Annotated in this window: 14 protein-coding genes; 5 read left to right on the top strand and 9 right to left on the bottom strand. The window is 73.7% G+C overall.

Annotation, left to right across the window (positions count from 1 at the left end):
• Positions 1 to 45: 45 nt before the first annotated feature.
• Together aroA and OG802_RS12805 are read right to left on the bottom strand one after the other, a co-directional pair.
• Positions 46 to 1,272 carry a 3-phosphoshikimate 1-carboxyvinyltransferase gene (gene aroA, locus OG802_RS12800; RefSeq protein WP_329410160.1) on the bottom strand — a complete coding sequence of 409 codons (1,227 nt, stop codon included), beginning with the start codon at positions 1,270 to 1,272 and terminating at the stop codon, positions 46 to 48.
• Between the two features lie 5 nt (positions 1,273 to 1,277).
• Positions 1,278 to 2,387, bottom strand: a complete 1,110-nt coding sequence (locus OG802_RS12805; RefSeq protein ID WP_329410162.1) for an EamA family transporter — start codon at positions 2,385 to 2,387, stop codon at positions 1,278 to 1,280.
• 122 nt (positions 2,388 to 2,509) lie between these two features.
• Between OG802_RS12805 and OG802_RS12810 the strand changes: the two genes are divergently transcribed.
• Positions 2,510 to 3,424: a LysR family transcriptional regulator gene (locus OG802_RS12810; RefSeq protein WP_329410164.1), complete on the top strand. Its 915-nt coding sequence runs from the start codon at positions 2,510 to 2,512 to the stop codon at positions 3,422 to 3,424.
• Between the two features lie 186 nt (positions 3,425 to 3,610).
• Positions 3,611 to 5,401 carry a glycoside hydrolase family 3 protein gene (locus tag OG802_RS12815; protein WP_329410166.1) on the top strand — a complete coding sequence of 597 codons (1,791 nt, stop codon included), beginning with the start codon at positions 3,611 to 3,613 and terminating at the stop codon, positions 5,399 to 5,401.
• Between the two features lie 153 nt (positions 5,402 to 5,554).
• Here OG802_RS12815 and OG802_RS12820 read toward each other — a convergent pair whose 3' ends face one another.
• The 4 genes from OG802_RS12820 to OG802_RS12835 all read right to left on the bottom strand — a co-directional run bounded on the left by OG802_RS12820 (position 5,555) and on the right by OG802_RS12835 (position 12,489).
• Positions 5,555 to 6,967: a S28 family serine protease gene (locus OG802_RS12820; protein WP_329410168.1), complete on the bottom strand. Its 1,413-nt coding sequence runs from the start codon at positions 6,965 to 6,967 to the stop codon at positions 5,555 to 5,557.
• Positions 6,968 to 7,071: 104 nt separating this feature from the next.
• On the bottom strand, positions 7,072 to 7,449 hold the full coding sequence (locus OG802_RS12825; protein ID WP_329410170.1) for a hypothetical protein: 378 nt from the start codon (positions 7,447 to 7,449) through the stop codon (positions 7,072 to 7,074).
• 279 nt (positions 7,450 to 7,728) lie between these two features.
• A complete protein-coding gene (locus OG802_RS12830) occupies positions 7,729 to 11,457 on the bottom strand; it encodes an ABC transporter ATP-binding protein (RefSeq protein ID WP_329410171.1) in 3,729 nt (1,242 codons plus the stop codon).
• Positions 11,458 to 11,631: 174 nt separating this feature from the next.
• Positions 11,632 to 12,489, bottom strand: coding sequence for a serine hydrolase (locus OG802_RS12835; protein ID WP_329410173.1), 858 nt, complete (start codon positions 12,487 to 12,489; stop codon positions 11,632 to 11,634).
• 138 nt (positions 12,490 to 12,627) lie between these two features.
• Here OG802_RS12835 and OG802_RS12840 point away from each other — a divergent pair, with 138 nt between their 5' ends.
• Together OG802_RS12840 and OG802_RS12845 are read left to right on the top strand one after the other, a co-directional pair.
• The gene (locus OG802_RS12840) at positions 12,628 to 14,913 is read left to right on the top strand and encodes a glycosyltransferase family 39 protein (RefSeq protein WP_329410175.1); all 2,286 of its coding nucleotides are present in this window, start codon (positions 12,628 to 12,630) and stop codon (positions 14,911 to 14,913) included.
• A 197-nt stretch (positions 14,914 to 15,110) separates the two neighbouring features.
• Positions 15,111 to 15,917: an endonuclease I family protein gene (locus tag OG802_RS12845; protein ID WP_329410177.1), complete on the top strand. Its 807-nt coding sequence runs from the start codon at positions 15,111 to 15,113 to the stop codon at positions 15,915 to 15,917.
• Between the two features lie 36 nt (positions 15,918 to 15,953).
• On the opposite strand, the gene OG802_RS12850 is transcribed toward OG802_RS12845, so the two are convergent.
• The 3 genes from OG802_RS12850 to speB all read right to left on the bottom strand — a co-directional run bounded on the left by OG802_RS12850 (position 15,954) and on the right by speB (position 19,358).
• Positions 15,954 to 16,631, bottom strand: coding sequence for a DinB family protein (locus OG802_RS12850; RefSeq protein WP_329410179.1), 678 nt, complete (start codon positions 16,629 to 16,631; stop codon positions 15,954 to 15,956).
• A 64-nt stretch (positions 16,632 to 16,695) separates the two neighbouring features.
• A complete protein-coding gene (locus tag OG802_RS12855; RefSeq protein ID WP_329410181.1) occupies positions 16,696 to 18,381 on the bottom strand; it encodes a thiamine pyrophosphate-binding protein in 1,686 nt (561 codons plus the stop codon).
• Entirely contained in the window at positions 18,378 to 19,358 is a 981-nt protein-coding gene (gene speB, locus OG802_RS12860) for an agmatinase (RefSeq protein ID WP_329410183.1), read from the bottom strand. Before speB ends, OG802_RS12855 begins: the two co-directional genes overlap by 4 nt.
• Positions 19,359 to 19,647: 289 nt before the next feature.
• Here speB and OG802_RS12865 point away from each other — a divergent pair, with 289 nt between their 5' ends.
• Positions 19,648 to 20,433, top strand: coding sequence for a phosphatase (locus tag OG802_RS12865; RefSeq protein WP_329410185.1), 786 nt, complete (start codon positions 19,648 to 19,650; stop codon positions 20,431 to 20,433).
• Positions 20,434 to 20,509 lie beyond the last annotated feature (76 nt).

Consider the following 20,509-nt stretch of genomic DNA (forward strand, 5'->3'; position numbering starts at 1 on the left):
CGTGCCGTTCGCGGGCCGCCCGCCCGGCGGCGGACGGCGTCCTGATCAGACGTCCAGTCGCGCGAACGCCTCGTGGAAGCCGGGGAAAGTCTTGCGGACGCAGCCGGGGTCGTCGAACGAGATTCCGGGGACGCGCAGGCCGGTCACCGCGAAGGACATGACGATGCGGTGGTCGCCGAAGGTCTTGACGTCGGCGCCGACGGGGGCGGCGCCGGGCACGATCTCGATCCAGTCCGGGCCGGTGGCCACCCGCACCCCCATCCGCCGCAGGTTCTCCGCGCAGGCCTCCAGCCGGTCGCACTCCTTGACCCGGGTGTTCGCCACGTCCTCGATGCGCACGGGCCCGGAGGCGAAGGGGGCGATCGCGGCGAGCGTCGGCATCGTGTCGGAGATGTCCCGCATGGTGACGGTGAGGCCGCGCAGTTCGCCCGTCCCGGCCACCGTCGTGCGGTCGGCGCCGACCTCGACGCGGGCGCCCATCCGGCGCAGGACGTCCACGAAGCCCAGGTCGCCCTGGAGCGCGTCCGCGCCGAGCCCCGGCACGGTCACCTCGCCGCCGGTGACGGCGGCCGCCGCGAAGAAGTAGCTCGCGGTCGACGCGTCGGGCTCGATGGCGTACGTGGTCGCCCGGTAGCCGCCCGGCGGGACGACGAAGGTGTTCCCCTCGCGGACCACGTCCGCGCCGAAGGCCCGCATCATGGCGATCGTGATGTCCACGTACGGCGCGGACACCAGGTCGGTGACGGTGACGCGCAGCCCGGTGCGGGTGAGCGGGCCGAGCAGCAGGAGGGCGGTCAGGTACTGGGAGGACTGGCCGGCGTCCAGCACGACCTCCCCGCCCTCGACGCCGGCCGCCCGCACGGTGAGCGGGTGGTGGCCCTCCGCCTCCTCGTGCCGCAGGTCCACGCCCAGGTCGCGCAGTGCGCGGGTGAGCGGGAGCAGGGGGCGGCGGCGCATCTGGGGCGAGGCGTCGAAGCGGTAGACGCCGTGCCCGGCGGCGACAAGGGCCGGCAGGAAGCGTGCCGTGGTCGCGCCGTCCCGGCAGTACACGTCGGCCTCGGCGCGCGCCGGTCCCTGCGGGCGGCCGTCGATCTGCCAGGCGTCCGGCGTCCGTCCGACGCGGTAGCCGAGCCGGGTCAGGCCCTCGGCGAACCCCTCGGTGTCGTCCGAACGCAGGGGCCGCTGAAGGGTGGTGACTCCGTCGGCGGCCGCGGCCAGGAACAGGGCGCGGGCGGTGAGTGACTTGGAACCGGGGATGTCGACGAGGGCCATGCCCCTCATGATCCCGCGCCGGTCCGCCCCGCTGCCGGTACGTCCACGGGATGGACGACCGCCGGACCCGCTCCGTCGGCGGGGGCGGCCGCGGAAACCGCCCCGGAACCGGGCACGGGAACGGCCGCGGAAACCGTCCCGGAACCGGGCACGGGAACGGGCGAGGAAGCCGGCGGGGAACCGGGCGCTGGGACGGGCGAGGAGGCCGGCGGGGACGCCGGAGCTTGCGCGCCGTCCCGCGCGGGACGGCCGGCGGGCTTCCGCGCCGGCGCCAGGGAGGTCAGCGCGACGCCGCCCACCAGGAGCGCGGCGGCGCACCAGCGCGGGCCGCTCACCGACTCGTCGAGGAAGACGGCGGCCGACGTCATGCCGAAGACCGGGACCAGCAGGGAGAAGGGGGCGACGGTGGACGCCGGGTGACGGTGCAGCAGCCAGCCCCAGGCCCCGAACCCGAAGACGGTCGTCACCCAGGCGACGTAGACGAGCGTGCCCGCGCCCTGCCAGTCCAGGCCGCGCAGGGCGGCCAGATCGCGCGTGGGGCCCTCGGTCAGCAGGGAGAGGGCGAGCAGCGGCAGGACCGGGACGGTGCTCACCCACACCATGAAGTTCAGCGCGTCCGGCGGGGACGCCTTGCGGGTGAGCACGTTCGACGCGCCCCAGCAGGCCGCCGCCGCGATGACCAGGGCGAACGCGCCGAGCGGGCCCGAGGCGCCCTCGTCCGCGGCCGCCACGCCGATGCCGGCCAGGGCCACGGCCATCCCCAGCAGACGGATCCGGGTGGGACGTTCGCCGAGCACGGCGAACGCGATGGCGGCGGTGAACACCGACTGGATCTGGAGGACCAGCGAGGACAGGCCGGCCGGCATGCCCGCGTCCATGCCGACGAACAGCAGCCCGAACTTCGCCACGCCCAGCACGAGTCCCACCGAGACGATCCACTTCCAGGCCACCTTCGGGCGGCCCACCAGGAACACCGCGGGCAGCGCCGCCACCAGGAAGCGCAGGGCGGAGAAGAGCAGCGGCGGGAAGTGGCCGAGGCCGATCTCGATGACGGTGAAGTTGACGCCCCAGACGGCGGCGACGAGGACGGCGAGGGCGAGGTGAGCGGGTCGCATGCGTCGAGGATCGCCCGTCCGGACCATGTAGCACCAGCGAAGATTGCTGCATGGTTGGATGAAGCAACGCTGATCTGTTCCGGCGTCCCCGCTGATCCGTCCCCGCGTCCGAGGAGCCCGCCGTGCTCGATCTCCAGCGCCTGCGCGCCCTGCACGCCGTGTCGGTGCACGGAACCGTCGGCGCCGCGGCCGCCGCCCTCGGCTACACGCCGTCGGCGGTCTCCCAGCAGCTCGCCAAGCTGGAGCGGGAGACCAGGACCGTGCTGCTGGAGCGGGAGGGGCGCGGCATCCGCCTCACCGACGAGGCGCTGCAACTCGTCGCCGCGGCCAAGGAGTTGCTGGCGATCGTGGAGCGCACCGAGACCGAGCTGGAGGAGCGGCGCGGGGTGCCGGCCGGGCGGCTGACCATCGCCGCGTTCGCCTCGGCGGCGCGCGGGCTGCTGCCGGGCGCCCTCGCCGACCTGGCCCGCAGGCATCCCGCGCTGGACGCCCGGCTCACCGAGGTCGACCCGCATCTGTCGGTGGACCTGGTCGCGAAGGGGGCCGTGGACCTCGCCGTCGCACACGACTGGGACATCGCGCCGCTGCCCGCCCCGGCCGGCGTCGAGCACGCGGTGATCGGGGACGACGCGTGCGACCTGCTGGTCCCCGAGGGGCATCCGTTCGCCGGGCGGACGGGGGTGCGGCGCGAGGAGCTGGGCGGCGAGCGCTGGATCTGCCAGCCACCGGGCCGGGTCTGCCACGACTGGCTGGTGCGCACCCTGCGCGCGGCGGGGCACGAGCCCGACCTGGTGCACACCGCCGAGGAGAACCCGACCCTGGTGGCACTGGTCGCGGCCGGGCTGGGCGTCGCCCTCATCCCGCGGCTCGGTCGGGGCCCGCTGCCGCCGGGCGCGGTGGAGGTGCCGCTCGACCCGACGCCCGTCCGGCGGCTGTACGCGCTGTGGCGGTCGGGGGCGGCGAGGCGGCCGGCGATCGCCGAGACGGTGCGGGTGCTGCGCGAGCAGTGGCCGCACGCGTCAGCCCGCCGACCGTGACCGCCCGAAGCCGTCACGGGGACCGGCCCGCCCAGCGCCGCCCGGGGGCAGTCGCGGGGAGTGGTCCGCGCCGCGCCGTCCGGCGGCCGGTCGCCGGGCCGTTGTCGGCGCGCCTCCTCCAATGCGCGGACGGCGGCGTCCCCGCGGGTAGCGTGCGCCACCGGCCCCCCACCGGAAGGAGCGCACATGCCCTCCAGACGCACCGTTCTCGCCGCCACCGCCGGCGTCACCGCCGCCCTCGCCGCGGGCGGCACGGCCCGCGCGGGCGACCGTCGGCCCGAGGTCCTGCTGTCCCGGATGACCCTGCCGGAGAAGGTCGGCCAGGTCTTCGTCTCACGGGTCCACGGCCACTCGGCGACCGCGCCCGACCCGGCCGACGCCGCCGCCAACCTCGCCGACTTCGGCGTGCGCACGGCCGCCGAGCTGCTCGCGCGCTACCGGCTCGGCGGGATCATCTACTTCACGTGGGCGCACAACACCCGCGACCCCGGCCAGATCGCGGAGCTGTCCGACGGCCTCCAGCGGGCGTCCCTCGGGCAGCCGCGCGGGCTGCCGGTGCTGATCTCCACCGACCAGGAGCACGGCGTCGTGTGCCGGGTGGGCAGGCCCGCCGCCCTCTTCCCGGGCGCGATGGCGATCGGCGCGGGAGGCGACCGGGCCGACGCCCGCACCCTCGGGCTGCTCTCGGGCCGTGAGCTGCGGGCCATGGGCATCCGGCAGGACTACTCCCCCGTCGCCGACGTCAACGTCGACCCGGCGAACCCGGTGATCGGCGTCCGCTCCTTCGGCGCCGACCCGGACGCGGTGGCCGGCCTGGTCGCGGCGGAGATCGAGGGGTACCGGGCCGCCGGGGTGGCGGCGACCGCCAAGCACTTCCCCGGCCACGGCGACACGGCCGTCGACAGCCACACCGGCTTCCCCGTCATCACCCACACGCGCGAGGAGTGGGAGGCGCTGGACGCGCCGCCGTTCCGGGCCGCGATCGCGGCCGGCGTCGACTCCCTGATGACCGCGCACATCGTCATGCCCTCCCTCGACGGCTCCGGCGACCCGGCCACCCTGTCCCGGCCCGTCGTCACCGGCCTGCTGCGCGAACGGCTGGGCTTCGACGGGGTCGTGATCACCGACGCCCTCGACATGGCGGGCGTGCGCACCAAGTACGGCGACGACCGGGTGCCGGTGCTCGCGCTGCGGGCAGGCGTCGACCAGCTCCTCAACCCGCCGAAGCTGGACGTGGCCTGGAACGCCGTGCTGAACGCGGTGCGCAACGGCGAGCTGACCGAGGAGCGGCTCGACGAGTCGGTGCTGCGGATCCTGCGGCTGAAGGAAAGGCTGGGCCTGTTCGACGATCCCTACGTGCGCGTGGGCGACGTCGGCCGGACGGTGGGCGCCCCGGCGCATCTGACGGCGGCCGACCGGCTCGCCGAGCGCACCACGACGCTGCTCGTCAACGAGGGTCCCGTGCTCCCGCTGTCCCCCCGGACCCACCCGCGGATCCTGGTGGCGGGCGCCGACCCGGCCTCCCCGTCCGGCACGACGGGCCCGCCCACCGGGGTCCTCGCCGCCGCGCTCACCGCGCTCGGCTTCACGGCGACGGCCCTGCCGACGGGCACGGACCCCTCGCCGGAGGCGATCGCCCGGGCGGTGGCCGCCGCGGCCGGGGCCGACGCCGTGGTGGTGACGACCTACGACGTCACGGCGGACAGCTCACAGCGCACCCTGGTGCGGGAGCTGACCGCGACCGGCCGGCCCGTCGTCGCGGCGGCCGTCCGCAACCCCTACGACGTGGCCCTGCTCGCGTCCGTGCGGGCCTGCCTGGCGACCTACTGCTGGACGGACGTCGAACTGCGGGCGGCCGCCCGGGTGATCGCCGGCGCGGTCTCCCCGCGCGGCCGGCTCCCGGTACCCGTGCGCCGTGCGGACGACCCCGCCCGCACGCTCTATCCGATCGGACACGGTCTGACCTACTGGGCCTGACTGCCGGGTGCGCGTGGGCGTCGCTTCCGGCGCACGAAGGGAGGGCCGCGGGCGTCCGGGCACATCGCCCGGCGTCCACGGCCCTCCCTTCCTTTCCTCACCACTCCAACCGGTCGGACCGGTGTGGGTCGGCGGTGCCGGCGCGGCGGCGCGCTACGGGCGCAGCGCCGGTTCCCGCTCCACGTCACGCACGTCCAGGCGCGCGTCGAACTTCGCCAGCGGCCTGGCCTGTGCGGCCGTCGGCGCCGGGACGCCCGCCCAGTCCAGGATGCGGGCCGTGGCCAGCGCCTTCTGGCCGGGGACGAGACCGGCCACGTTCGCGCCGTGGTTCAGGCCGGGAGCGGTGAAGACGTAGCTGTCCTTCGCGCCCTTGCCCAGCCGGAACCGCTCGGCGCCCCACGGGTCGTTCTGGCCGTAGACGAAGAGCATGTGCCGGGCGTTGTGCCGCACCCACGCGTCGACGTCGCGCATCGCGGACGGCTGGAACCTCATGGGGATGTCCCGGGGGACGAAGTTGCGCGGCGGCTGGTAGCCGTAGCGGACGTACTTCTTCTCGATGTACGGGAAGTGGATGGTGGGCGCGCCGAGTTGGGTGCCCGCCTGGTAGTAGTACGGGGTGTACGTCGCCAGGCCCTGGTCGGCGTAGGCGGAGAAGCCGGAGATCGTGTCGACCGAGTTCCAGATCTCGTCGTCCGTGGCCGTGGCCGCGTCCGCCGGGACGGTGGCGCAGTCGGACAGCAGGCTGTACTGCCAGAAGCCCCAGACGTAGTCGAGGACGACGGCCTCGTAGGCGCGGTCCAGGCTGCCGACGGTGGTGAAGGTGTAGCCGTTCTCCGCCGCGTAGGCCGCGTACTTCTTCTCCAGCGGCGCCCGGCGCACCAGCGCCTCGCGCTGCACGGCGTTCAGCCGGTCGCGGCACTCCTTGGTGCCGACGGAGGCGAAGAAGCGGTCGTAGGCCGAGTCCTCGTCGTTGACGACGTCGTTGGGGGCCACGTAGGCGACGACGCCGTCCATGTCCCGGGGGTAGAAGCGCTCGTAGTAGGTGGCCGTCATACCGCCCTTGGAGCCGCCGGTGGAGATCCACTTCTTGCCGTAGATCTTCTTCAGCGCGGTGAAGATGCGGTGCTGGTCGCTCGCCGCCTGCCAGATGTCCAGCTTGGACCAGTCGGCGGGGGACGGGCGGGACGGGGTGAAGAAGCGGTACTCCATGGAGACCTGGTTGCCGTCCACGATCTGGGTGGGCTCCCGGCGGCCCGGTGTCGTGGAGACGTTGTATCCGCCGGTGTAGAACACCGTCGGGCGGCTGACGTCTTTGTGCAGCACGGTGATCCGCTGCTGGAACGTGCCCTTGCCGGGGTGCCTGTGGTCCACCGGCTGCGTGTATTCGAGGACGAAGAACCGGTAGCCGGGGTACGGCTTCTCCTCGACCAGGCTCATGCCCGGCACGGCGAGGAGCCGGTCCTTGATGTCGACGGCCTCCGGTGTTGCGGCGGTGGCCGCTCCCGCCGTGCTCACCGTGCCTATGAGCACCATGAGCGCGAGCAGCCATCTGAGCGCCTTGCGCATGCGCGTGCACCCTCCCTGTGAGACTGATGTGCGTCGCCGGAAGGTATCGGAGCAACACCCGTCACACCAGAGGGGCTTGGCGCTTCAAGGACTTCAGCGGGGGTTCAGCAGCGGAACCAGACGGACCGGTACGAGCCGCCGGTCACTGTTCCCGTCACCCGCACGTAGCGGTGGCCCGCGTACACCCGCGCCGGAGGCGAACTGCGGGTGTCCCGGCGGGACTTCGACACGGCGCGCAGACCGCGTGCCTGAAGGCTCACCGCGACCAGCCGTCTGGTGCCCGGGTGCTTCTGCACGGTGACGGCGCAGACGTACCCGCCGTCGCGGAAGAGCTGCACGGAGCCCGTGGAGAAGGGCAGGGTGCGCACCTTGCGGCCCTTGCAGCCGTTGGCGGTGGCGGCCTGGGCGGCGCCCGGTGCGGCGACGGCGAGGAGAGCGGACACGATCAGCAGGACGAGGCCCGCCGCCAGCCGCCTGGCCACCGCACCCTTCGCGCCACTCCGGTCCTTCCGCGCGCCCCTCCGGGCCTTCGCGCTCCTCGCGGCCTCCCCGTCCGTCGCGCCCTTCCTCGCTGCCGGGCGCGTCAGCCCGGCGGGCCCGTTCGGCCCCGAAGCGCCTGTGCCCACGGTCCGTCCCTCCCACGTTCCCCGTACGCGATAGCCGCTCGCGTCATCCGTACTGATGTACGGACGCCGTACACCCGTCGGATGGTTGCGCGGCCACCGCCGTGGGCGGGGCCGGGTACGGGTACGGGTACGGGATCAGACGGCCGCGGGCTCGTCCTCGCCCACGAAGGTGCGCCACAGCCGGGCGTAACGGCCCTCCAGCGCCAGCAGTTCGTCGTGCGTGCCGTCCTCGACGACCCGGCCGTGGTCCATCACCACGACGCGGTCCGCGCGGGCCGCGGTGGTCAGCCGGTGGGCGACGACCAGGGTGGTGCGGCGGCCGGCCAGCCGGTCCGTGGCCTGGTTGACCTGGGCTTCCGTGGCGAGGTCGAGGGCGGCCGTCGCCTCGTCGAGGAGCAGCACGTCCGGGTCGACGAGTTCGGCGCGGGCCAGGGCGATCAGCTGGCGCTGGCCCGCGGAGAGGTTGCGGCCGCGTTCGGCGACGGCGTGCAGATAGCCGCCGTCGAGGGTGGCGATCATCTCGTGCGCGCCGACCGCCCGGGCCGCCGCCTCGACCTCGGCGTCGGTGGCCTCGGGCCGGCCGTAGGCGATGGCGTCGCGGACGGTGCCGGGGAACAGGTACGCCTCCTGCGGGACGACGCCCAGCCGGTGGCGGTACGAGGTGAGGTCGAGGGAGCGCAGATCCGTGCCGTCGACCGTGACGCGGCCGGCGGTGGGATCGTAGAAGCGGGCCACCAGCTTGACGACGGTCGACTTGCCCGCGCCGGTCTCGCCGACGAAGGCGACGGTCTGGCCGGCCGGGATGCGCAGCTCGATGCCGCTCAGGGCCTCCTCGGGCTCGTCGTCGGCGCCGTACGCGAAGTGCACGCCCTCGAAGGCGATCTCGCCGCGCAGGGAGGTGACCTCCCGAGGTTCGTCGGCGGCGGCGGTGGACGTCGGCTCCCGCAGCAGCTCCTGGATGCGGCCCAGGGAGACGGTCGCCTGCTGGTAGCCGTCGAAGACTTGGGAGAGCTGCTGGACGGGGGCGAAGAACAGGTCGATGTAGAGGAGGTAGGCGACCAGGGCGCCGGTGGTCAGCGTGGCCGCGTCGACCCGGCCCGCGCCCGCGATGAGGACCGCAGCGGCCGCGACCGACGACAGCAGCTGCACGAACGGGAAGTAGACCGAGATCAGCCACTGGCCCCGGATGCGGGCCTCGCGGTAACTGTCGGAGCGTTCGGCGAACCGGGCCGCGCCGTCCCGCTCGCGCCGGAAGGCCTGCACGATCCTGAGCCCGGACACCGACTCCTGGAGGTCGGCGTTGACCGTCGACACCCGCTCGCGGGCGAGTTCGTACGCCCGCACGCTCGCCCTGCGGAAGAAGTAGGTGGCGACGGCCAGGGGCGGGAGCGTGGCGAAGACGATCAGCGCCAGCTGCACGTCGATCACCAGCAGGGCGGCCATGATGCCGAAGAAGGTGACGACCGAGACGAACGCGGTGACCAGGCCGGTCTGGAGGAACGTGGACAGGGCGTCGACGTCGGTCGTCATCCGCGTCATGATGCGGCCGGTCAGCTCGCGCTCGTAGTAGTCGAGCCCGAGGCGCTGGAGCTGGGCGAAGATCTTCAGGCGCAGGGTGTAGAGGACCCGTTCGCCGGTGCGGCCGGTCATCCGGATCTCGCCGGTCTGCGCGACCCACTGCACGAGCACCGCGAGCAGGGCGAGCAGGGAGGCGGTCCAGACGGCGCCCAGCGCCGTCCGGGTCACGCCCTGGTCGATGCCGTGCCGGATCATCACCGGCAGCAGCAGGCTGGTCCCGGCGTCGACGGCGACGAGCGCGAGGCTGACGAGCAGGGGCGCGCGGAAGCCGCGCAGCAGCCGGCGCAGCCCGTAGGACTCCTCCGGCTGGACGGCGCGCGCCTCGTCGACGTCCGGCACGTCGAGGGCCGGGGGCAGCGCCTCGACCTGGGCGAGGAGGCCGGGCGCGGCCGGCGTCCCGGCCAGGGCCGTGTCCTTCGGCTCGCGGTCGCCCGTCCACAGCCGGGGGGTCACCCCGCGTTCGGCGTCGAACTCGGCGTCCAGTTCGTCGCGGACGGTGGTGTCCTCGCTCGGCGCGACGCGCGGGGCGTGGCCGGGCGAGACGCCGCCCAGCTCGTCGGGGTCGGTGAGCAGGCGGCGGTAGAGCGCGGAGCGTTCCTGGAGCTCCTCGTGGGTGCCGAGGTCGGCGAGCCGGCCCGCGTCGAGGACGGCGATGCGGTCGGCGAGGTTGAGGGTGGACCGGCGGTGGGCGATCAGCAGGGTGGTGCGGCCCCGCATGACCTGCTTGAGGGCCTCGTGGATCTCGTGCTCGACGGCGGCGTCCACGGCGGACGTCGCGTCGTCCAGGACGAGCAGGCGCGGGTCGGTGAGGATGGCGCGGGCGAGCGCGACGCGCTGGCGCTGGCCGCCGGAGAGGGTGAGTCCGTGCTCGCCGACCGTGGTGTCGTAGCCGTCGGGCAGCTCCGCGATGAAGCGGTCGGCCTGGGCGGCGCGGGCGGCGGCCTCGACCTGCTCGCGGGTCGCGTCGGGACGGCCGTACGCGATGTTGGCGTGGACCGTGTCGGAGAACAGGAACGAGTCCTCGGGGACCAGGCCGATCGCGGCCCGCAGCGAGTCGAGGGTCAGCTCGCGCACGTCGTGGCCGCCGATGAGGACGGCGCCGCGGGTGACGTCGTAGAAGCGGGGCAGCAGGAGCGAGACCGTGGACTTCCCGGAGCCGGACGAGCCCACGACCGCCAGGGTCTCGCCGGGGCGGATTTCGAAGGTGAGTCCGTCGAGGACGGGCCGGCCGGGGTCGTAGCCGAACGCGACGTCGTCGAACTCCACCGTGGCCGGGGCGTCGGCGGGCAGTTCCTTGGCGCCGTCCCGCATGGACGGCTCGGTGTCGATCAGCTCCAGGACGCGTTCGGTGCCCGCGCGGGCCTGCTGGCCGACGGTGAGCACCACGGCGAGCATCCGGACCGGGCCGACGAGCTGGGCGAGGTAGGTGGAGAAGGCGACGAACGTGCCGAGGGTGATGTGGCCGCGCACGGCCAGCCAGCCGCCGAGGGCCAGCATGGCGACCTGGCCGAGGGCGGGGACGGCCTGGAGGGCGGGGGTGTACGCGCTGTTCAGGCGGATGGTGCGCAGCCGGCCCGCGAAGAGCCGGCGGCCGACCTCGCGCAGTTTGCCGGTCTCCTGGTCCTCCTGGCCGAAGCCCTTCACCACGCGGACGCCGGTGACGGCGCCGTCGACCACGCCCGCGACCGCCGCCGCCTGGGCCTGCGCGTACCAGGTGGCGGGGTGCAGCTTGGTCCGGCTGCGCCGGGCGATGTAGGCGAGGGCGGGCGCCACGGCCAGCGCGACCAGGGTCAGCGGCAGCGACAGCCACGCCATGATCACCAGGGAGATCGCGAAGAGGAGCAGGTTCCCGATCGTCATCGGGAGCATGAAGAGCAGGCCCTGGATGAGCTGGAGGTCGCTGGTGGCGCGGCCGACCACCTGGCCGGTGGACAGCTCGTCCTGCCGGCGGCCGTCGAGCCGGGTGATCGTGTCGAACATCTCGGTCCGCAGATCGTGCTGGACGTCGAGGGCGAGCCGTCCGCCGTAGTAGCGGCGCACGTAGGTGAGGGCGTACACCAGCAGGGCGGCGGCTGTCAGGGCCCCGGCCCAGGGGGCCATGCCCCGGCTGTGGTCGCCGATGACGTCGTCGATGATCACCTTGGTGACCAGCGGGACCAGCGCCATGACAGCCATGCCGGCGAGGGAGGAGCCGAGCGCGAGGACCACGTCCGCCGGATGGCGCCAGGCGTACGCGGCCAGTCTGCGCGCCCAGCTCGGTCGCCGCTCCCCCTGCTGCGCTGCCACGCCGGTGCCTTCCTGTCGTCCTGGTCTGCCGGAAGGCACCAACGCCGGAGCAGGCGGATTTCATCCCTCCGCAACGATTCGCGTCGCGCGGTGGGCGTGCCGGGACGCAGCGTCACGGCGCCCGCGCCGCCAACGACCTGCGAACGGCCCGCGAACGGCCCGCCAACGGGCCGCTCAGGACGCGGCGAGGTCCCGGTGGATCACCTTGGCGACGCCCTGGATGGTCGCGATGCCGTAGTCCATGGTGGCGTTGCCCTGGGTCAGGACGGTGATGACGTAGTCGTGGCCGCCGCCCTTGAAGGTGCCGATGCTGTGCACCCGCCAGGCCTGCGTGGCCCGCGACAGCCAGCCGTTCTTGACCCGCCAGGTGACGCCGGAGGGCCGCCCGAACGGCGTTCCCCAGCGCTGGGAGGGTATGACCTGGCCCATCAGCGTGTTGACGTAGGCGCGCGAGGCGTCGGTGAGGACCGCGTTCTTGGCGGTGAGCAGCTTGAGCAGTTTCTGCTGGTCGTTGGCGGTGATCTGGGTGAGACCCCAGTAGTTGTCCGCGCCGGGCTTGGTCTGCGTCATCTTCGCGGCCGTCAGGAAGCCCTTGATCTTCGTCAGGCCGAGCTGCTTCCACAGGGTGGAGGTGGAGTCGTTGTCCGACTTGGTGATCATGGCGGTGGCGAGGGTCTTCTCCCGGCTGGTCAGCGCCCGCCCGGTCTTCTGCGCGTCCCACAGCAGCGCGGACAGGACGGTCACCTTGACGACGCTGGCCGAGTCGAACGCGGTGGAGCCGCGCAGGAAGCAGGTGGTCTGGGCGGTGCGGTCGTAGAGGCCGACGGCGATCGTGCCCCGGCGGCCCGCGACCGCGGCGGTGATGTCCTTCTTCAGCTTGGTCGCCAGAGCCGCCTTGGTCGAGGTGCAGCTGACGGTCGAGGTGGCGGCCGAGGCGGGCGACGCGGCCACGCCGGTCACGAGAAGGCCGGCGCCGAGCGCCGCGGCGAGCAGCCGGGCGCGTCGGGTCGTGCTGGATGTCCCCTGATTCATGCCCAGTTGACACACGAGTTCGTAGGAATGGTTGTACGAACGCACCGCACGAATCCTCGGATTCGCGGGCGGACTCTCACAGGCGGCGGCCAGCTCCGGCACAGCGGCCGCCCACGACGGCCGTACAGCATGCGCAGGGTGACCTCAGCCACCGATCCCCACACCCACCCGAGCGTGTCCCCCGACGGGGCGCCGCAGGCCCCCGCGACCGGCGCTCCGCCACCGGACCGGGCGCCGCGCTGGTCCCTGCCCGCGCTGATCGCGATCCTGGCCCTCGCCGCCGCCCTCTACGGCTGGAACCTGTCGGCCGGCAGCCTCAACAGCTTCTACAGCGCGGCCGTCTACAGCGGCACGAAGAGCTGGGAGGCGTGGTTCTTCGGCTCGCTCGACGCCGGGAACTTCATCACCGTCGACAAGCCGCCCCTCGCCCTCATGATCATGGGCTTGTCCTGCCGGGTCCTCGGCTTCGGCACCTGGCAGATGATGCTGCCGCAGATCGCGGCGGCGCTGGGCACGATCTGGATCCTGCACGCCTGCGTCAAGCGGGCGTTCGGCCACGCGGCCGCCGCCCTCGCGGCCCTCGTGCTCGCCCTGACCCCGATCACCGTCGCCATCAACCGCGACAACAACCCCGACACGATCCTGGTGCTGCTGATGGTCGGCGGCGCGGCCCTCGCGCTGCGCGCCACCCGAGACGACCGGCTGCTCGCGCTGCTCGGCTCCGCGGTCTGCTTCGGGCTCGCGTTCAACACCAAGATGCTCCAGGGCTACATCGCCCTGCCCGCCGTCCTCGCCGTGTACCTGTACGCGTCGCGGCTCGGATGGCGCAGGAAGGCCGTGAACCTGGCGCTGGCCGCCGTGGCGCTGGCCGTCTCCAGCTTCTGGTGGGCCACGGCCGTGTCCCTGGTCCCCGCCGGCGACCGCCCCTACATCGGGGGTTCGGCCGACGGCAGCGCCTGGGACCTGATCATGGGCTACAACGGCCTCGGCCGGGTCCTCGGCGGCGAGGGCAACGGCGGAGGCGGCGGCGGAGGCGGCGGCACCTTCGCCGGGACCGCGGGCCTCGGCCGGATGTTCAACGACGTCCTCGGCGGCCAGATCTCCTGGCTGATCCCCTTCGCGGGCATCGCGCTCGTCGCCGGCCTGGCGCTGTGCGGGCGCGCCCCGCGCACCGACGCCACGCGTGCCGCGCTGCTCCTGTGGGGCGGCTGGCTCGTGCTGCACTACCTGACCTTCGCCCTGGCCGAGGGCACGATGCACCCGTACTACACCACCGCGCTCGCTCCGGGCGTCGCGGCGCTGTGCGGGGGCGGCGGGGTCCTGCTCTGGCGGGCCTTCCGCGGCGGCGACGCCCGCTGGTCGTGGGCGCTGCCCGCGGGGCTCGTGGTGACCGGCGTCTGGGCGGTCGTGCTGCTGCGCCGGGCCACGGGCTGGAACACCTGGCTGTGGCCGGCCGTCGGCGTGGTCACGCTCCTGGCGGTGGCGGGTCTGTGCGTCCTGCGGTCGTCGCGGTCCGGCCTGCGGGTACGGCTGCTGGGCGCGGCCCTCGCGGCGACGGTCGTGGCCGCCCTCGCCGGTCCGGCGGCGTACGCCGCGTCGCCCGCCTTCGGTTCGGGCGGCGGCATGATGGGCGGCACCAACCCCACCGCGGGCCCGTCGACCGGCAGCGGCATGGGCGGACCCGGCGGCGGCGGACCCGGCGGCCGGACGCAGGCCGGCCGACAGGGCTCCTCCGGCGGCGAGTTCCCCGGCGGCGGCCCGCAGAGCGGCGGCGACGGCGCACCCCCTCAGGGCGGCGGCACGAACGGCGCCCCGAACGGGCAGGGCGGCCAGGAGGGGCAGGACGGTCAGGACGGTCAACAGGGCGGCGCGAACGGGGAGTTCCCCGGCGGCGCGGCGGGCGGCGCGCCCGGCGAGACGGATGCGGGCGCCGACGCCGGCACGGGCTCGGGCACGGGCTCAGGGATGAGTGGGGGCAGGGGCATGGGCGGAGCCGACAGCGCGCTGGCCTCCTACCTGAAGAAGCATCAGGACGGCGCCACCTGGCTCATCGCGGTCTCCAACTCGCAGAGCGCCGGCCAGCTGATCCTGAGCACCGGCGAGCCCGTCATCTCGATGTTCGGCTTCACCGGCTCCGACAACGCGATGACCCTGGCCAAACTCAAGGAACTGGTGCGCGACGGCGAGCTGCACTACATCCAGCTCGGCGGGGGCGGCGGTCCCGGCGGCGGGAACAACAGCCTGCTCACCGAGATCACCGCCTGGGTGCAGAAGCACGGCACGGCGGTGAAGGAGAGCGCGTACAGCGCGACTTCCTCCTCGTCCTCGTCCGGCACGGAGGCCTCGTCCGGCACACAGAGCGGCCAGAGCAGCCAGAGCAGCCAGTCGACGGTCTACCGGCTGGCCCCCTCCGACGTGGGCTGAGCGGCCGGCCCACCGCACCGAACGGCCTCCGGCCTCGCGCCGGGGGCCGTTCCCCGTGGGCCGACTCGCGGGGACCGGGGGCGATTTGCCGCGTCCCGTCACCCGATCTACACATCAGGTTCATTGCCATGACCGCATGTGCATGTCACTCTCCCGATTGCCGCCTTCAATCAACCCGCGTAGATCGGACACCCCACATGCTGGCGACACGCATACGCCGATGGAAGTCGGTGGCGCTGGCCACCACCGCCGTCCTGGTCGGCATCACCGCCCCCGCGCTCACCGCGACCCCCGCCGCGGCGACCACGACGGCGTACGACTCGACGTACTACAAGAACGCGGTCGGCAAGACGGGTTCGAGCCTGAAGTCGTCCCTGCACACGATCATCAGCGCCAACGTCTCGAAGATCTCGTACTCGGCCGTCTGGAACGCGCTGAAGGTCACCGACCAGGACCCGAAGAACAGCGCCAACGTCATCCTCCTGTACAGCGGCGTCTCCCGCAGCAAGTCCCTCAACGGCGGTGACGTCGGCGACTGGAACCGCGAGCACACCTGGGCCAAGTCCCACGGCGACTTCGGCGAGGTCACCGGTCCCGGCACCGACCTGCACCACCTGCGTCCCGCGGACGTGACGGTCAACAGCATCCGCGGCAACAAGGACTTCGACAACGGCGGCAGCACCGTCTCGGGCGGCGGCGGCAGCCTCACCGACTCCGACTCCTTCGAGCCCCGCGACGCCGACAAGGGCGACGTGGCCCGCATGATCCTCTACATGGCGGTCCGCTACGACGGCGGCGACGGCTTCGCCGACCTGGAGCCGAACGAGAAGGTCGGCAACGGCAGCAACCCGTACATCGGCAAGCTGTCCGTCCTGAAGGCGTGGAGCGAGCAGGACCCGCCCAGCGCCTTCGAGGAGAAGCGCAACCAGGTCATCTACGACACCTACCAGCACAACCGCAACCCGTTCATCGACCACCCGGAGTGGGTCGAGGCGATCTGGTAGTCCGCCGCGCGGGCGGGCCGGGGCGTTCGGCGCGCCCTACTCCCCGCCCGCGCCGCGCGGAGCCCCGTACCAGCGCCACCGGGTGAGCCGCGCACGGCCCGGCAGGTCCCCCCGGCCCGTGGCCCACAGCAGAGCGGGCCACGGGCCGGTGTCCGCGGGGACGTCGGGGAAGAGCCGGGCCAGCACCCGGCCGCACACACCGGCGTCCGGCTCCCACCGCACTCCCAGCCCCTCGGCGACGTCGTGCAGGTGCACCAGGGTCTCCACGACGCCCATCGCGGCGAAGCCCTCGGGGTCCGAGGCCCCGAAGACGTGGTGCGAGCGGACCGTCGCCGGGGTCGTGCGCACCATCGCCGCCAGCATCGCCCCGCAGGCCTCCAGCACCTGGGCGAGGCCCGCCGCCCCGGCCGCCCGGTCAGCGAAGACGACGTTCGCCGGACCGCCGGGACGCCTCGGGCCCCAGGCGAACGGCACCTCGGTGTCCGACGGCGGCTCCTCGGGCCCCAGTTGGGCTGCGTAGGCGAACAGGTCGTCGGCCAGGTGCTCGACGGTCTCCCAGCAACTCCACTCCAGCGAGCCCGCCCGGACGTCCCAGTCGGCCGCCCGCGCACCCCGGACCACGTCCGCCGCCCGCCGCACCGCCTCCCGCACGTCATCGGCGGTGACGGGACCGGGGGCGGGGGCGGGGGCGGACGAAGGGCTCGCGTCGGACATGCCGCGACCGTACCAACGATCCGCGGAGGGCCACCGCCCGTTTCGCCGCCCCGCACCGGTCCGTTCAGCCGAGGTGCGTCGCCGCGAACATCCGCAGGAGCGCCGGGAGGACGACCACCGACGGGCCCGGCGTGTCCAGCGCCGCCGCCAGGTCCGCCGCCAGGGTCTTCGGGGACGTCCGCACGGCCGGCACGCCGAAGGACTCCGCCAGGGCGACGAAGTCGGGGCGGGTCAGCTCCGTGGCCGTCGTCTCGCCGAACGCCTGCGTCATGTACTCGCGCAGGATGCCGTAGCCGCCGTCGTCCACGATCAGCCAGGTGACGTCCAGACCGTGCTGGAGAGCCGTGGCCAGTTCGGCGACCGAGTACAGGGCGCCGCCGTCGCCGGACACCGCGAGCACCGGGCGGGTCGGGTCCGCGACCGCAGCGCCCAGGGCCGCGGGGAAGGCGTAGCCGAGGCCGCCGGCGCCCTGCGCGGAGTGCAGGAGGTTGGGGCCCCCGGCGTCGAAGGCCGACCAGGCCCAGTAGGCGAGGATCGTCATGTCCCAGAAGGACGGGGAGTCCGCGGGCAGCGCCTCGCGCACCGCGGCCAGCACGTCCTGTTCCAGGGTGAGTTCCTGGGCGGCGATGCGGTCGGCGACCTTGGCGAGCAGGTCCCGTACCCGGCCGGGCGCGGTCTCGTCCCGCCGCTCCCGCACCGTCTCCAGGAGGGCCTGCAACGCGAGGCGGGCGTCGGCGTGGATGCCCAGCGCCGGATGGTTCGACTCCAGCTTCCCCAGGTCCGCCTCGATCTGGACGACCCGGCCCCGCGGCTTGAACGTGTGGTAGTTGGACGAGAGTTCACCGAGCCCGGAGCCGACGACCAGCAGGACGTCCGCGTCCTCGAGGAAGTCCGTGGTGTGCCGGTCCTCGATCCAGGACTGGAGCGAGAGGGGGTGCGTCCAGGGGAACGCGCCCTTGCCGCCGGGCGTGGTGACCACCGGGGCCTGCAGGGCCTCCGCCAGCTGCTTCAGCTTGCCCGAGGCGTCCGCCCGTACGACCCCACCGCCCGCGATGATCGCCGGACGGGCCGCCCTCGACAGCAGGTCGGCCGCCACGGCCGTCAGCTCGGGGCGCGGCGGCCGCTCCTCGGGGAAGACGTCGCCGCCGGTCACCACCGGGACCGGCGTCGGGGCGAGCAGCACGTCCTGCGGGATCTCCACCCACACCGGGCCGTGCGGCACGCTCAGCGCGGACTTCCAGGCCGCCTCGATCGCGGACGGGATCTGCGACTGGGTGCGGACGGTGTGGACCGACTTCACCACGCCACGGAACGAGGCCGCCTGGTCGGGCAGTTCGTGCAGATAGCCGTGGCGGCCGCCACCCAGGCCGGCGGTCGGGATCTGACTGCTGATCGCCAGCACCGGTGCCGAGGCGGCCGCCGCCTCCTGGAGCGCCGCGAGCGAGGTCAGCGCGCCCGGCCCCGTCGACAGCAGCAGCGGGGCCGCCTCGCCGGTGATCCGGCCGTACGCGTCCGCCGCGAACCCCGCGTTGTTCTCCACCCGCAGGCCGATGTACCGCAGCGAGGAGCGACGCAGCGCGTCGAACATGCCGAGCGCGTGCTGGCCGGGCAGCCCGAAGACGGTGGTGGCGCCGAGCCCGGCCAGGGTCTCCACGACCAGGTCCCCGCCGTTGCGACCGGAGGGAGGGTTCAGAGCAGCGGCGGTCTGCGCCTCCGTCGGGCGGAACACCAGGTCGTGGTCGTGGGTCACTTGCCCTCGTTCTCCTCGCGGGCCGCGGCGATCCGGCGGGCCATGATCGTGGTCAGTTCGTACGCCGTGTGGGAGGCGGCCACCGACGTGATCTCGGCGTGATCGTACGCGGGGGCCACCTCGACGACGTCCGCGGAGACGAGGTTGCACGAGGCGAGGCCGCGCAGGATCTCCAGCAGCTCGCGGGAGGTCATGCCGCCGGCCTCGGGGGTGCCGGTGCCGGGCGCGTGGGCCGGGTCGAGGCAGTCGATGTCGATGGAGATGTACAGGGGGCGGTTCCCGATGCGCTGGCGCAGCTGGTCGGCGACCTCGTCGGCGCCGCGGCGGTAGACGTCGGCGGAGGTGACGATGCCGAAGCCCATCTTCTCGTCGTCGGTCAGGTCCTGCTTGCCGTAGAGCGGGCCGCGGATGCCGACGTGGGAGAGGGCCTCGGTGTCGAGGATGCCCTCCTCGACGGCCCGGCGGAACGGGGTGCCGTGGGTGTACTCGGCGCCGAAGTAGGTGTCCCAGGTGTCGAGGTGGGCGTCGAAGTGGAGCAGGGCGACCGGGCCGTGCTTCTTCGCGACCGAGCGCAGCAGGGGCAGGGCGATGGTGTGGTCGCCGCCCAGGGTCATCAGGCGCGCGCCGGTGCCGATGAGGTCGTCGGCGGCCGCCTCGATGGTGTCGACGGCCTCGTTGATGTGGAAGGGGTTGGCGGCGATGTCGCCGGCGTCCGCCACCTGCGCGAGCGCGAAGGGCGAGGCGTCCTGCGCGGGGTTGTACGGGCGCAGGAGGCGGGAGGCCTCGCGGATGGCGTTGCCGCCGAAGCGGGCGCCGGGCCGGTAGGAGACGCCGGAGTCGAACGGCACGCCCACCACGGCGACGTCGGCGCGGCCGACCTCGTCGAGCCGGGGCAGCCGGGCGAAGGTCGCGGGGCCCGCGTAGCGCGGGACGCGGGAGGAGTCGACGGGGCCGCGGGGCGTGTCGTTGCTGGTCATGGTCGAATGCTCTCTTTCTCACGCTTCATCGCGTATGCACTGCTTGTCTCCCGACCCTACGGGGACCGGGTCGGAGGGCTCCCGTCAACCCTAGGCAGCCTTGCGACGGCTGCGAACTGTACGTTTCGTCCATCAGGGGACCGTCGACCGTCCGGGACTGTACGAACCGTCCGGGAGCGTCCGGGACCGGCAGGGGCCGACCGGGACCGGCGCGGGAGGGTGCGTGACGCGTGTCCCAGCGTCCGGAACCGCGAAGACGCGCACAGCCGCCTGCCTCACAATGGAGCCCATGCCGATACCCGGGACGCCCAGCCGCGCCGAACTCGTCGACCACCTCGTCAGGACCCGTATCGCCGGAGACGTCGCGACGCCCCGCGAGAACAACCTGTCCCACTACCGTCAGCTCGCGAACGGCGTGCGCAACTTCTGGCTCGGTCTGGAACTCGGCGACCGCTGGAGCGACGAGCAGGACGTGCTCGCGGTGATGGCGGAGCGGGTGGGCGTGAACGACGACCCCGAGCACCGCTACGGGCAGGACACCATCGACCCGCAGCTGACGGTCGGCGGCCTGGACCGGATGGCGGCCCGGCTGCGCAAGGCCGCGGAGGGACGGCAGCGGGTCCTGTTCGCCACCGGCCACCCGGGCGGGCTGCTGGACGTGCACCGGGCCACGGCGGCCGCCCTGCGCGCGGCGGGCTGCGAGATCGTCGTCATCCCGCAGGGGCTGCAGACCGACGAGGGGTACGTCTGGCAGGTCGCCGACGTGGCGGTGCTGGAGCACGGGGCCACGCTGTGGCACACCCACTCCGGCGAGCCGATGAAGGCGATCCTGACGGCGCTGGAGCGCGAGGGGCGTCCGCTGCCGGACCTGGTCGTGGCCGACCACGGCTGGGCGGGTTACGCCGGCCGGCACGGCGTCGACTCCGTCGGCTACGCGGACTGCAACGACCCGGCCCTGTTCATCGGCGAGGCGGAGGGCGTCGTCCAGGTGGCGGTGCCCCTGGACGACCACGTCGTCAGCCCGCGCCACTACGACCCGATGGTCGCCTACCTGCTCGCGGAGGCGGGCCTGTGACCGCCGGCGGCCGGACCCGGCCCGACCGCCCCCCGGCCGCCTGACCGAAAGCCGGGAGCCGGAGGTCAAGGACCGG

Source organism: Streptomyces sp. NBC_00704 (assembly GCF_036226605.1).
Lineage (GTDB): Bacteria > Actinomycetota > Actinomycetes > Streptomycetales > Streptomycetaceae > Streptomyces.

Coding starts and splice junctions, on each gene's coding strand:
- OG802_RS12850 (WP_329410179.1), bottom strand. CDS start 16,631: ATGTCCGACGCGAGCCCTTCGTCCGCCCCCGCCCCCGCCCCCGGTCCC.
- OG802_RS12805 (WP_329410162.1), bottom strand. CDS start 2,387: ATGCGACCCGCTCACCTCGCCCTCGCCGTCCTCGTCGCCGCCGTCTGG.
- OG802_RS12865 (WP_329410185.1), top strand. CDS start 19,648: ATGCCGATACCCGGGACGCCCAGCCGCGCCGAACTCGTCGACCACCTC.
- OG802_RS12820 (WP_329410168.1), bottom strand. CDS start 6,967: ATGCGCAAGGCGCTCAGATGGCTGCTCGCGCTCATGGTGCTCATAGGC.
- aroA (WP_329410160.1), bottom strand. CDS start 1,272: ATGGCCCTCGTCGACATCCCCGGTTCCAAGTCACTCACCGCCCGCGCC.
- OG802_RS12845 (WP_329410177.1), top strand. CDS start 15,111: ATGCTGGCGACACGCATACGCCGATGGAAGTCGGTGGCGCTGGCCACC.
- speB (WP_329410183.1), bottom strand. CDS start 19,358: ATGACCAGCAACGACACGCCCCGCGGCCCCGTCGACTCCTCCCGCGTC.
- OG802_RS12815 (WP_329410166.1), top strand. CDS start 3,611: ATGCCCTCCAGACGCACCGTTCTCGCCGCCACCGCCGGCGTCACCGCC.
- OG802_RS12835 (WP_329410173.1), bottom strand. CDS start 12,489: ATGAATCAGGGGACATCCAGCACGACCCGACGCGCCCGGCTGCTCGCC.